The following is a 13,081-nucleotide window of genomic DNA, read 5'->3' on the forward strand; positions in this document are numbered from 1 at the left end:
ATTAGGCATGCATCGCCTTGATCATCTATGTGAAATGCCGCCTACGGGCTTCTGAGGGGCTGGAAAGGCCAAAATCAAGGGCTAATTGGGCTATTTACCATAATGGGCACTTAGCGCACCGACAATTCTGGTATTTGATACCAGAATTCATCAGCCAAGGTGTCCAATGTTTTTTGGGGGAGCGTGCTAGGGTTGAATTGCCATGTTATACCCACCTGTTATTGGTGGGAGCTTTGTGAACGTTTGTATAAGACGTTTAAGGGCATAAAAAAAGCCTCCGCTAGCCAGAAGCGGATAACTTACCAAATGTGATTATTAGCCTTACACTCTTGCCTGAAAAAACCAACTGATATATAGTAACGAAATCGCCATCAAACATCTTTATATCAATTACTTACGATAACAGTATCACGATTCACACCTCCCCTTTAAAGCGAATTTCTTAGCTACGCTTGCAAAACGTGGCGTTGTTATATCCTGATTCTGCAGGGACGTATTTGTGCTGCTTGCACTTATCTCAATCAACATCTTCTCAGTTGATTGCTCCAGATGGAGTTCGAAGAACCACTAAACAGACTATCTGTAGCTCGACCAAATTGAGCTGTTAATTAAAAGGATATGAACATGAAAAAATTACTACCCTTGACAGCTCTTGCAACGAGCATGGCCTTTGCAAATGCAGCAGAGATAACCCCATTCGTCACCGGCGGCAGCGATGCGACTCAGGAAGATTACAAAGATTACCTGGTCGGGTTCACTGTTGATGGTGTCGCTACCTGTGGTGGCGCACTTATTAACGGAAAATGGATTCTTACAGCAAAACACTGTACGCCAATTTGGTACCAAACAAACGGCGACTTAAATGCAACCGTTCGTGTTTATCAAGGTTTAGCAGCCTACGATAGCGAAGACCTTGTATATGAAGGACCAGCTGTTAGTTATCGCGAGTGGAATATAGCTGACCAACATGCGTACCGCGAGGACGTTTCAAAATACGTTGTAGCTCCTATCTTACGAGAGCTATTGAAAGTTGATGAACTAGACAATTACATCGAGAAATTTTTCAACTTCGGTGAATCCGAACTCTATGACGATGTTGTACTGATAGAATTGTCAGAATCTATTGCGCATAACGATACTGTCTCATTACCAACCCCTAAGATCCTATCTGAAGACTTCATGCCTCAAACCTGGGAAGAGTTCAAAGCGAGCTTAAACCATGATGCAGGAGATGAGTTTACATTCATGGGGTGGGGGCTTGATCGTGAAGATGGTTCTACGCCTGAGACTTTGCAAAAGGTAAAACTAACAGTTAAAGCACCTGAACTTGATGTGGATTGCTACATTACCACCAACATTTATGATGAGTGGGAAGGAACGCAACACGAATGCGACTTCGACATTAATGATCCAGAACATTCCTATGACCGAATTTCGGCTACTTACACCATTATTGCTGACGCCTTTACTACAACTCGCGGTGTAGGTGCGTATACAGGTACAGGTCCGGGAGATAGTGGTACAGGCTTGTTCGGTCCTAATGGTGAGTTATACGGTGTGGTATCTCGTGGCGACATCGTACCTGACGACGACGGTGAGTACCGGACGATGTTCGCATCAACTCTTTGGTATGCTCAGTGGTTTAAAGAGCAAATTAACGGCTTAAGTACACCATCTAAGCTCTCAGCCATTGAAGAGGAAGAAGGCGTTCATGCTCCGATATTTAATGTTAGAGTTCAAAACCTATCAAGCGATGAGCAGTTGATTGCTCCGTACCTAGATGACAATGAGTTCTTCTGGATTGAAGAAAATAATTGTCCGTCATTACTATCAGGTTATGAATCGTGCGAACTTACAATCGGTTCTAACCCTAACAATGAAATTTTGGAGCGCGGTGATGCACATAGCTCTTCTCTATCTTTAAATTCTGAATCGGAAATCCCGGTACTGATTGAAGTTAAAGGAGATGATGATAATGGCACACCACCTAGCAACGGATCAGGCAAGAGCGGCGGTTCGATGTCTATCATGTGGCTATTTGGCCTAATGTCGGTCCTTTGGTACCGTCGTAGAAAATAACCACCTCCAAACCTAAATAAAAACCACCTATTTGATGATTGGTTTCTTGCGGTGGTTATAATTTAATTTAATGCAAATGTATTTGAGTCACGATAGAACAATAACGGTAAGTAGGTTCATGGCTATCTGATTTAACATCCGTTCTCTGCACCACAACAAAAGGTCAGCCATTAGCTGACTTTTTGTTGCATATCACTAAAGTGGCCGAGATAAGAAAATGTATAATGAAGCAGCATTTACAGCCAGTGAATGAGCTTTCGCTCTAAATGAAAGTGAGGCACTTCCGAGTTACGAAGTGCCAACTGTGAATGTTCTGTCGGATAGGCGGCACCTGTTGCCAGGTGCCTCCCTCCTCAGAACCGTACGTGCAACTTTCACTGCATACGGCTCAAGCCTCCACAAAGGCACCGTTAAGCACCCAGTAATAAATTACCTTTGCGATACACACTTAAAGCTTTAAAACTGCCCCAATGGTCACTCAGTGAATAAGAAACCACGTTCGTTGTCAGAAGACGCACTAATTTCATTCGAAATCATCATTTGCTTTTCTTCTTTAATAAAGTTCTTCAAGCTATCTCGCAACGGGAGACCAGTTAGAAGTCAGCACGCTTTCGCGCCAGATATAAACCTGTATCCACTTCATTACAAAACGGCATTCGCTTTCTCTAACCTCCTTTACCTACATATCTATCAATGTACGGAGAAGAAGAGCAATGTCAGAAACGGCTAGTAGTCATATAACTCGCATATTCGTTCCATCACTAGAGATAATGGTCTGTCATGTGACGAAACACTCCGACTGTGGGTATGGAACTGTCGGCATCGCTATGAGGGATGGGTTGGTGGTTGAATTTGGTCTGCCAGAAGAACATATCCACTACCAAACGATAGAACCCATTTTAAGCCAACTTTCAGCAGGCGCTTCTGTACTACACACACCTAAAAACTGAATGTCAAATCGAGTTCCCTTCATCACGGAACTCACACTGAATAGAGCTTTGCTAGAATATACAGTCAACCAGCCTTGATTCGCATTGTCAATTTGGTAAGAGATAGTGATGACAATTATCGAAAACGAACTAAAAAAAATTATCAAACTCGACAGATATGATGGACCTGCCGAACTCAGCGACGGCAAAGGACTCATTGCTCGTATTTCACATACAGCCTCGGTAACGTTTATGTACCGCTGCCGGTTTGAAGGTAGAAGCCTGAGAGTCAAGATCGGCACATACCCAACAACATCACTCAAGCAAGCGCGTCGAACACATGAAATCATGCGTCAATTGCGAAGGTCTGGTGAGCACCCCCGTTACGCTATTAATGCCAAGCCCCGAAAAGTCACACTAAAATGCTGTGTTCAATACTGGTTGACGCATTATGTCCCAAACTTGAAACCCGGAACGCAGGTTCATTATCGTTCATTTGCTAGGACATATTTCACTAATGTATTCAATGACCGTGACATTGAAAAGATCCACGCGCGCGAATGGATGAGTTGGTTTGACTCAATAAGCGCTAAGAAACCAAAAACAGCGCGGTCGGTATTCACCATTATTCGGTCCTGCTTGAATTTCTGCAAAAGCAAATTTTTTATTGAAAGAACCGATCTAGAGCGTATAAAAAAACAACATGTCGGGGTTGGGTCCAGCGTGGGTAGCCGCGTATTAACAATGCGGGAACTATCAATTATTTGGCAAGCTATTGATGACAGCCACGCATCTGCCTCTAACAAAGCATTACATCAACTTACCATATTGTTCGGGAACCGAGTCTCTGAAATGAGGCTTGCCCGCAGATCACATTTCAATCTAGAAGATGGCATATGGACTGTACCGGCTGAAATCAGCAAAACGAATAGAACAATACGCAGACCGATACCATCAAAAGCGCGATCGATCTTGCTTCAACTCATGCGTGAAAATGACGAAATCTTATTCCCTGGTCATAACACAGACACTCCAATTACTATCTCAGCAGCCAATAGATACATCCGAAGTATACGTAACCGCTTACCAATCGATGACTGGAGGACTCATGATTTTAGACGCTCACTGTCAACAGAATCAGCCAAATTTGGCACTTTACCCCATATCATTGAAAAAATGCTGGGGCATGAACTCGGCGGTGTGTTCACGATATACAATAAGCATGACTGGCTAGATGAACAGCTGGCAGCTTATGAACGCTATAGTCAGAATTTATTTGAGCTTTTATGCAATTGAGATATTTAAGATGATCGCACTAGTTAACAGCGTCCGCTTCGCTTTGTGCCGCAAGGGGAAACATACTCGCTGATTCGTGGGATGACTACCCATCAAGCTGTAGCAAATTGGCCAAATGCTGGAAAAACAACTCGCGTCGTAACGGTAAGGACAAAGCCTGGCTCCCCGCTAGGCTTTTTTATATATATGAGGTTAAGACTTTGATTTATTTTTTTCGCGCTTGTATCGCAAGACGTTTAGCTTTAACGATATTCAGTTTTTCCCGGGCGTAGGCGAGGTGTTCTGTAGTGGCCTTTGATGCTTGTCCATTCAAGTCGTAGCGCAGTCCATCCTTGACCAGTTTGCGAAGTATAACTTCTTTGCTGGTGTATGCGCCTAGCACATTACGTACTGCTTTGACCGTAATGCCTTCCATTAATGCCTCATCATTGATGATAATTTTACCTAGCCCAACAGCGAGTGGAAGGTTTGAAGAAAACGGCTCTATTGCCATTAACCGTTTGTTAGCTATACGTTTAATTCGCCTTTTTTCGTGATTTATCTGATCCATGCTGCACCTTGAGAAACTTAGATACTGGTTAGGCATACAGTATGCTCATGGTTTTTTAGAATTGGCAATACCTTGCTTAACGGTTTGATGAGTTCTCCACCAATAGTTTACGCATTGAAAGATGCTAAATACTGTTTATGCGTGGCTCTGTTGTTACGTGTTGCTAGCTCGCAGTATAGCTAGAGCTTCTAGCAATTTGCAGTCTGAATTAGGGTACGGACTGGCGAATTGCTCAATACTAACCCACTGATTTTCTTGCCCATCAGCAACATACCAAAAATAACGCCTCCACATCATCAACTAAGACGGTACTATCTATTTTGGCATCAGGAATAAAGGAAAGATCTTTTTTGTGACCGCACCAGTGGATGTACTCCATCGATGCAAACCAATCGGGCGCAGCGGTGACCTGCCCCCCGACGCCTCGCGGGCGAGAGTGGAATTCTTAAGGGCAAAGCCCTTGAGGCTCCCTAGCGGGGGGAGTGGTGTCCTGGCCAGTCAGGTAAGCATTGTCTGGAGATTGGCTGGTAGATTGAATAGCTCTCTGTCGGACGCCTCACCATTGAACGGCGCGATCTTCACCCACTGCTCGTGTTGCTCCGGCATCATGTACTCTTCAGGTAGATCATCGACCATGATCACTCGTTGCCAGTCCTGATCTACGAAGCGCAAATCCTTGTGCCCACGTCGTGGCCACTCGACGCATTCGAGTGAAGCAAACTGCGGCGTGACATCGCCCAAGTCGAGCAGTACTTGTTGGATTTCACTAACGCGGTGCGCGGGCACTGTGGAGTAAATCACGATACGCTCAAAGCGGCTCTCAGCCCATTCCAAGAACTCTTGTAAGCCAGGCCGCACCCAACAGGTGACCGCGCTGGTGATTACGGTAAACTCCAAGTCGATGGCAAGGATCATCATTGCTCCTCCATGATCAGGCGATATGAACGCTATTTTTTTGTAAGGCAGTTTTGAGTGTATTGCCAGATTCCGTGTCTTGCAAGGGGGCATATGGCGGGCATAGCTTAACACTATGCCTGACAAAAATTTGTGGTGTAGGACAGAAACCCTTACTAAACGAGGGACAGACCCACCCACCTACCGCCTGGAAAAAGTCTCGACTTACCCTTCAAAATCAAGTGCGATAACGTTGATTGTGTTTAACATAACGTGTCCATTCTTTGTTTGTTCCAGTGCTCTATTACTAGGTTAAGGGACACCAACACATAAGTACAGCGTACATATGCAACAGGGGTTGTCATGAATGGTAAACTGGCTGTCTTGTTAGATTGTAACAACTCGAAAATGAACTTTGAGCATCCGCTTGCGCAACCCCGCTCCCTTCAGGGGCGGGTCTAGCAAGTTGTAACTAGGCTTTTTTATTTGCAATAAGGCATGCAACTAAACATGCCTTGCGGTGGGATGGGGGAGTTAACTTTGCCCAGGGGGCTGATTTTGAACTTCAAGCTCTTTAAGCATGGCTTCAACTTTAGTTATCCGCTCCATGCAGTTCTTATACGCCTGCGTGCCCTGTTGAACAAGCGGGATAATACGGTCTACGTCGGTAACATTGTTTTGCGATAACTCGTTTGCAGCGCTTTGAAGAAGGTTAAAGCTTTCCATATAGCTTTGTGTAGGTTGATTTCCGCTCATTTCTCACTTTCCTTTGCTTTGATAGCTTTTGCTTTTATATCACCATCACTGAAGTTGACGGTAAACGGCTTATCGGTAATTTGATTGACACTCTTTAATACTTTACCGCTTTCATCGACAGTATATGAGTAGCCTCGCGCTAGAACACTTTTGGGATTGTATGCATCAATCATTCGCTTTGATTGAGTAACAGCATCCTGTCTTGAGGTTAACGTTAGCCGAGCACCCGTTAGCGTTAACCCTAAAATTGAAGATAGCTCTTGTTTGTACCGGTCGGTTGTAAGGGCGGCCGCTCGCGCAAAACTATCACAACAAAATTGCACGCTTTGCCTAGCCATTTTTGTATTCGAGAGAGCTGCTGCTACCGTCGCGTGATATGCCGACTGAACGTTATTCCTAGCCTGGGTTATCAGATTATACGGAGTGTTGACCATATACTGCCTGAACTCTGTCAGTTGCATTTGTTGTTGATGAATCTGCTGCCGCGAGGCTGACAATAATCGTTGTTGTGAGGCAGCAACGGTTTCCCTGTTACTATAGAGTTGCCGGCTAGCGCTGGTGGCAACAAGCTGATTCAAACGCTCCACTTCTTTCGACCAAGCATCAAGTGAACTAGTCTTGTAATAATCAATTTTCTGTAATTGGTGTTCAAGTTGCTGTCGTTGGTTACTAATGAGTAAAGCGGCGCTGTGTTTTAATTTGGTCACGTCTCGACTTGCGTTCTGTGTGTTAGTAACCACCTGATTAACGATGTGATTGATCAACATACTTGGCGTGGCAAATGACTGCTTAGCATACTCATCGAGCAAGCAACTGTCTTTATGGTGACCAATTCCAGTGAAAACCGGGTAATGGCATCTGCAAACAGAGCGAGCCAGCTTGAGTTCATCAAGCTCGGACAAATCGGCGCTAGAACCACCACCTCTAATAATGCATACCGCATCATAGATATGCTCATTCTGGACTAACTCAGCCATTGCGCCAACAATGGAATTGATACGGTTCGGCCCTTGAAAAACGGCATGAAAAATATCGAAGTGGCAGAGGCCATATTTTTGTAGCAGAGTCGATTTCGTCTCAAAATCTTGGAAACCAGCAGCATTTTTAGGGGCAATCACTGCAACTCTGGTAAAGTCAGCTGGGGCCGGCTTGTTCTTGTTCAGCTTATCCTCATTAAGGCTGATTAAGTGTCGTCGTATTTGGTTGAGCTTCAATTCGTGGGCGCCAATCGTGTAGCTGGCATTGATACCAAAAATTGTCAGCTTAAACCCATAAGTTCGGTTGAAAGATGCATTGACTAGCACCATGACCTTGATGCCAGGGCCAAAGCGGGTACCAGTATCCTCCTCAAACCGTTGTACCATACTGGCACTTTGAGACCATATGACGGCACTCACTTTCGATGTTTGGCCTTGATCTTGTTCGGCGGCATCGGTTAATACGAGATAGATGTGGCCGTGGCTTTGCTTTACATCAGATATTTCCGCGGTGATCCACATTTTCTGTTCAAACTGATTTTTGATGGCAGCCTCAACCGCACCAAGATAGTTTGTCAGGCTAAGGCTCTGTTCGACATCGGGTACCTGAGGGGATTCAATTGTTTGTGTGGCCATTCACCGATCACCATATGCATTATGTTACTTAGCCTAACTCTGATCGATAAAACGTATAAAATCAATAAAATCATTATTACAGTTAGTGTAATCATCTTCGTTCACCTGTTGATCTAAATAAGAGAATACTTTTTGGGTACACCGTGATGCATTGAAATAATGATACGTTGGTCACAATATGTACAAATTGTTGTTCGAAACAAGGTGTAATAAATTTTAAAAAGCCAACTAATTCAATGATCTTGATGTTCTAATCCCCATTTTGAAAAGCTGTCCAAACGATTCCTCTAGCTTATAATTGACATAAGCAAGCAGGTGTATTTTCCACACCAGGCCGAACAGTATGGCAGAAGTCCGAAAACCTTTTTAAAGGCTCTGTCATTCCAGAAAAAATGGGTATACACATCGACCAGATTACCAACATTATCACTGACTTTAACAAGCATTGCTCTAAGCATCGTCTCTTCTACGCAAGCCAATGGATAGTTGTTTGGGACCAAGCAAAGCAAAGATTTAAAGACAAAAAGAAAGCCGGTTTGCAGTAGGTGTAACGATATGTTAGGAGATGAAAGGATCTATTCTTGTAATACTTATTAGAGTGACACTCTTCATATAATAGAACATATTGAATTGATTGAGAATTCGATTTTTGTAGATTACAATCAACACCATTAAAATAGCAACTACCTAAACACTCCTCTGGGTGTTTTGGTAATGTCTCGCATAAAAGGATTTTCTGTGCTTATTAAGAGTTACTCCAAATTTTCTAAAAGAAACCCGAAGGTACATTTCGGTTTGATCACTCTTAACTTCGCCATTGTGGCATTATCTTTAGCTCACACCGTCAGAACTGAAAGCCTAACTGGTTTAGCTATCACCTTTCCATTTATTCCGATTATGTTTTTTTTCTCGAAAGTCAGTGAATACCGAAGGGCGTATGGCTAATAACGTCATGCTTTTGCTAGCTTTAAGTACCAATTACGAACATAATGCTCATGAATTATTAAACAAGGTTTACAAAAATGTCTGAAGAACTATTCCCGCTGCTCCTCAACCTACGCTCATTGCGATCACAAGCTCGTGAAATGGAATTGAGCCAACTTCAAGATGGTCTGGAAAAATTATCACAAGTTGTGGCAGAGCGTGAAGAACACGATGCAAAAATTCAAGCTGAACAATCAGAGAAAAACAGCTTACTAAATAAATATCGGGAGTTGCTTGCAGCAGATGGTATCTTACCAGAAGAACTACTAGCAATTACGAAAGGAAATAAACCGTCTAAACGAGCACCACGACCAGCCAAATATGAGTTCAACGACGGCGCATTTGTCAGGACTTGGACGGGCCAAGGGCGGACACCATCAGCGCTTAAAGCGTTACTTGACCAAGGCGCGTCACTTGAAGACTTCGAGATAAAGTAAGTTCGCACCATAGAGAAAGGCGTCAGACTTTTTTTGGGCGCCTTGATACCTTTTTTATATAGACCTCAAGACCATTCACAGCAGTACTCAGCTTTATTCCAGACGTCGATAAGCCATGATCGTGAAACAAAATGGCTGGTATACGCTTTATCCCGTATTGTTTTAGGTTGGTATCTGCGCCCACGAGTACAACGTCAACATCAATATTTAAATCATTCACCCATGCCAATTGCCGCTCATGGCAAATTATCGAAACGTTACCCACAAACGCAAAATGGCATAGGTCAGAAAGCGCCAGCACCATTTGACTGCCTATTAGAAATTCTGATTTTCACGAATAATACCTTCTTTAAATATCGATCATCAATCAAAAACTGTAAAGATTACTAATAAGAGGAAAGCGCTTGTTGCCTTAGGTGATTAAGGCTTTTGGGTCAGTGGACTTTGAGGGGATATATCTTATTAGATAACATGATAATCCCCACACGAGCGATGCGCGGGGACCTCACCATTAAGTACTACCATTCGCAGATTGAATACGCCTTCTCTAGTTCCGGTGCATGCAGCATTATCTTTCTTCCTTCTTTTTCATCGTTACAGAACCATCCTCGTGTATAGACCAAACTAGCCTATCACCGATGTGCAGGCCAAGATCCTCAATGAGTTGTTGAGGAAGCTCGAAAAAGCAATCACCTGCTGTATCCTCTTGAACAGTCACAATGTATTGTTCTGGCATTCAACCTCCATAGTTTTTATGACCAACATAGCACGAGAAGTGCAAGTAGCTTCATTCGACATCATGTTTCGTGATAGACAAAATTAATTCAGCTGGATTCTCTTCAGACACAGTATCGTCAGATACAATTTTCCAAGCCAGAGCTGCCTTAACGTCATCAGTGCTCACGCCTAATTGCCTAGCTTTAGCTCTCAATAACAGTTCTATATCTTGCATGATATTACTCATCGGAATACTGGATATACATACAGATTAGCTTATAATAACAATCATTCTTGGCTATGTGATAAAAAGCATGATTAAACCAGTTCTAAGCGCTTATGAGATTTGCAGCCGATGTAGGCGTCACCAGCAGACGATCACTAGTGATGATGGTAAGCCTGTCTGCCCTAAATGTAGTTACCTTAAGCATCTGGTTGATCAGTATGTTATCTGCCACAGCAATAACCGCTGGTGGTTGATCGCTTTCGACGGTAGGTCAGAGATATATGTCGAGGCCAGTGCAGATACCTACGATGGTATTGTGCAGTTAAATGGAAACGAAGATGCAATTGCGTTAGTACTATAAGGCAACGTGTAAAACAGAGACCGTTATTCGGGAGGAACATGAAAATCTTACACCTAAGTGACCTGCACCTCGAATTTGGAAATATGGACTTACCCTCGACGGAAGGGGTCGATGTGGTCGTGCTTAGCGGAGACATCCATATTGGCTCTCGCGGTATAGACTTTGCCGCTCAATTTGATGTACCTGTTGTCATCACTCTCGGAAATCACGAAGGGTATTGCCTTGAAGATTTGGACTCTATTATTGAAGAATGCAGAACGAAAGCGAGCCAGTTAGACAATGTATTCTTTCTAGAGAATGATTGTGTGGTGATCAACTCCGTTAGATTTCACGGCTGCCTATTTTGGACTGACTTTGACCTATACAGCACACCAGACTTATCAATGAATTATGCCCACAAAATGATGAACGATTTCCGTAAAATCAGTTACTACGGGCAACATTTCACGCCAAGTATGGCCGCTGAGATCCATAAGCGATCACGCAAGTGGTTGTTTGATAGTATCAGCCAGTCACCAGAAGAGCGGAACGTCATCGTTACACACCATTTACCGACGCCCACCGCCATCGCTGATCAATACAAAGGTTCAGAACTGTCTCCGGCATTTGCATCAGACTGCAGCGAGTTTACCAAATTGGCCGATAAGGTAGCTCTCTGGCTTTATGGACATAATCATGAGTGCAGAACATTTACCGAGAATGGCATTATGTTTTCGACGAACCAGCGTGGCTATGCTGGCATAGACCCAGTGCCGGGCTTTGATCCGCAAAAAGTCATCAAGATTTGAATTCAGTTTTCAGTGGCTTGGTACATGACTTTAGCACCACCGCTCAACGCTTTGATTACCTTATCAATAACATTGAGTGTGGCGATAGTTTCAGAGCTTGGCCCCCAACCTCGTTCTTTTTCTTCACAGAAACAGGCTATTTCTCGAAGCAGGACTTCAGAGAGAAAGACTTGCGTGGTTTCCTTGAAGCGGAACGCCCCCACACGATCAGTGACTTGCTCATGCCAGAACATGTTATCGGTCTGATTCTCGATGATTAGCTGATCATTGCCTTGAAGAGCAATCCATTTCTGTTGAAGTATCATAATACACCTTTGAAATCATTTGTACGGCAACTGAAAAAGCGGTTTGTTGAACCCAGCATAACAAGATAACGCCATATCTAATTGATCTAACGTTAGTGAGATAAGGGGAGTTTCGGCATAGGTAATGAGGCCAAGGAACATATGTGTCGGCATAAAAAACAAATAGGTAAATATACTTATCAGACAGTAACTTATCTTTCAAAAATCACAAGATAGCCTGTTATTTGATTGGATAGTTGTATACCTTGGATAGAGAAATTCTGACAATGGGTGGTGATTGATGGCTATTACAAAGAACGAAAATCAACTAGTGCATTGTGCACATTGCAACTCTGCTCGACTGCATCAGAGAACAGTCGATATCTACAACCGAGTCGAAGGTGATAGAGCCGGCTATAGAACGACTGTTGATTTTGATCGAGTAAATACGGTGAACAGCCAAGCAGGCAACCCTAGCCCTCGCAGGCAAGGCCTTGTGATCGCCTTAATCTGTGAAGACTGCTCTCAAGTATCCGTTATGACAGTGGCTCAGCAGAAGGGCTGTACTTTCTTGAATGTTGATAAGGCACCAGAGCAATATCGACACCTATCTGACAGCCAAATGTTAGATTACCCGCTAGAAAGGACATAGTGATGCGTGTGCTGTATATCAATATCAAGTCGCTGTTATTTTCCGAGCGTTTTTTAGAAAACAACGAGCAGGCCCAGAGTATTTACGATGCCGGCTTAATCAGGACTGAGAGTGATATTGTCAACCACATGCCCGTTGATCGCGTTGCCGCAAAAACCCTAGAAAGGGCAGCAATTGATGCCGGCTTCAAAATTTATCCGCTTGTGCCGAAGCATTGCTACAGCATTGTAAGGCAGCGAAGGATATTTAGTGAGACCGTACTTGCACCAGATATAAACTGGAATGAGCGACTGAGGATGGGTGACGGTGAGATAAAAGCGCTTAAAGTGCATGCGAGTGAATCTGGTGTTCGAGATTGGTATTGCTATGGTAACCTCTGTTGGTTTCACCTGCAACATGAAAAATGCAAGTATTTAAAAAGCCCACCGGGTCTTGGTGTGAAGTGGTCAAGTGAAATTGGCCACGGTCTTAGAGTCATTCCAGAATAACCGTTCTGACTCATTTGGCGTCAGGCC

14 protein-coding genes are annotated in these 13,081 nt (G+C 43.6%); 7 read left to right on the plus strand and 7 right to left on the minus strand.

Going from position 1 to position 13,081, the window contains the following annotated elements:
* Nucleotides 1–624 precede the first annotated feature (624 nt).
* Both NHN17_RS23950 and NHN17_RS23955 read left to right on the plus strand, forming a co-directional pair.
* Nucleotides 625–2,079 (plus strand): S1 family peptidase, encoded by a 1,455-nt coding sequence (locus NHN17_RS23950; RefSeq protein WP_255045177.1) that lies wholly within the window; start codon nucleotides 625–627, stop codon nucleotides 2,077–2,079.
* Nucleotides 2,080–3,137: 1,058 nt separating this feature from the next.
* Nucleotides 3,138–4,304 (plus strand): tyrosine-type recombinase/integrase, encoded by a 1,167-nt coding sequence (locus NHN17_RS23955; protein WP_255045178.1) that lies wholly within the window; start codon nucleotides 3,138–3,140, stop codon nucleotides 4,302–4,304.
* A 205-nt stretch (nucleotides 4,305–4,509) separates the two neighbouring features.
* Here the strand turns inward: NHN17_RS23955 and NHN17_RS23960 are convergent, their stop codons facing one another.
* The 4 genes from NHN17_RS23960 to xseA form a co-directional block, all read right to left on the minus strand.
* On the minus strand, nucleotides 4,510–4,854 hold the full coding sequence (locus NHN17_RS23960; RefSeq protein WP_255045179.1) for a ProQ/FINO family protein: 345 nt from the start codon (nucleotides 4,852–4,854) through the stop codon (nucleotides 4,510–4,512).
* A 498-nt stretch (nucleotides 4,855–5,352) separates the two neighbouring features.
* Nucleotides 5,353–5,862 (minus strand): HAD family hydrolase, encoded by a 510-nt coding sequence (locus tag NHN17_RS23965; protein ID WP_255045180.1) that lies wholly within the window; start codon nucleotides 5,860–5,862, stop codon nucleotides 5,353–5,355.
* Between the two features lie 420 nt (nucleotides 5,863–6,282).
* Nucleotides 6,283–6,504 carry an exodeoxyribonuclease VII small subunit gene (xseB, locus tag NHN17_RS23970; RefSeq protein WP_255045181.1) on the minus strand — a complete coding sequence of 74 codons (222 nt, stop codon included), beginning with the start codon at nucleotides 6,502–6,504 and terminating at the stop codon, nucleotides 6,283–6,285.
* Nucleotides 6,501–8,117: an exodeoxyribonuclease VII large subunit gene (xseA, locus tag NHN17_RS23975; protein WP_255045182.1), complete on the minus strand. Its 1,617-nt coding sequence runs from the start codon at nucleotides 8,115–8,117 to the stop codon at nucleotides 6,501–6,503. Before xseA ends, xseB begins: the two co-directional genes overlap by 4 nt.
* Before the next feature lie 1,022 nt (nucleotides 8,118–9,139).
* Between xseA and NHN17_RS23980 the strand changes: the two genes are divergently transcribed.
* On the plus strand, nucleotides 9,140–9,538 hold the full coding sequence (locus NHN17_RS23980) for an H-NS family histone-like protein (RefSeq protein WP_255045183.1): 399 nt from the start codon (nucleotides 9,140–9,142) through the stop codon (nucleotides 9,536–9,538).
* Between the two features lie 568 nt (nucleotides 9,539–10,106).
* Here NHN17_RS23980 and NHN17_RS23985 read toward each other — a convergent pair.
* Both NHN17_RS23985 and NHN17_RS23990 read right to left on the minus strand, forming a co-directional pair.
* A complete protein-coding gene (locus tag NHN17_RS23985) occupies nucleotides 10,107–10,274 on the minus strand; it encodes an AbrB/MazE/SpoVT family DNA-binding domain-containing protein (protein WP_255045184.1) in 168 nt (55 codons plus the stop codon).
* A 51-nt stretch (nucleotides 10,275–10,325) separates the two neighbouring features.
* Nucleotides 10,326–10,490 carry a hypothetical protein gene (locus NHN17_RS23990; protein ID WP_255045185.1) on the minus strand — a complete coding sequence of 55 codons (165 nt, stop codon included), beginning with the start codon at nucleotides 10,488–10,490 and terminating at the stop codon, nucleotides 10,326–10,328.
* Between the two features lie 79 nt (nucleotides 10,491–10,569).
* Between NHN17_RS23990 and NHN17_RS23995 the strand changes: the two genes are divergently transcribed.
* Nucleotides 10,570–10,842: a hypothetical protein gene (locus tag NHN17_RS23995; protein ID WP_255045186.1), complete on the plus strand. Its 273-nt coding sequence runs from the start codon at nucleotides 10,570–10,572 to the stop codon at nucleotides 10,840–10,842.
* Nucleotides 10,843–10,880: 38 nt separating this feature from the next.
* Nucleotides 10,881–11,630, plus strand: coding sequence for a metallophosphoesterase (locus NHN17_RS24000; protein ID WP_255045187.1), 750 nt, complete (start codon nucleotides 10,881–10,883; stop codon nucleotides 11,628–11,630).
* Between the two features lie 2 nt (nucleotides 11,631–11,632).
* On the opposite strand, the gene NHN17_RS24005 is transcribed toward NHN17_RS24000, so the two are convergent.
* Complete coding sequence (locus NHN17_RS24005; protein ID WP_255045188.1) at nucleotides 11,633–11,935, minus strand: hypothetical protein; 303 nt, start codon at nucleotides 11,933–11,935, stop codon at nucleotides 11,633–11,635.
* A 280-nt stretch (nucleotides 11,936–12,215) separates the two neighbouring features.
* Between NHN17_RS24005 and NHN17_RS24010 the strand changes: the two genes are divergently transcribed.
* Together NHN17_RS24010 and NHN17_RS24015 are read left to right on the plus strand one after the other, a co-directional pair.
* Nucleotides 12,216–12,566: a hypothetical protein gene (locus NHN17_RS24010; protein ID WP_255045189.1), complete on the plus strand. Its 351-nt coding sequence runs from the start codon at nucleotides 12,216–12,218 to the stop codon at nucleotides 12,564–12,566.
* Nucleotides 12,567–12,568: 2 nt separating this feature from the next.
* Nucleotides 12,569–13,054, plus strand: a complete 486-nt coding sequence (locus tag NHN17_RS24015) for a hypothetical protein (protein WP_255045190.1) — start codon at nucleotides 12,569–12,571, stop codon at nucleotides 13,052–13,054.
* Nucleotides 13,055–13,081: the final 27 nt, after the last annotated feature.

The organism is Photobacterium pectinilyticum (assembly GCF_024357955.1).
Classification (GTDB): Bacteria; Pseudomonadota; Gammaproteobacteria; order Enterobacterales; family Vibrionaceae; genus Photobacterium; species Photobacterium pectinilyticum.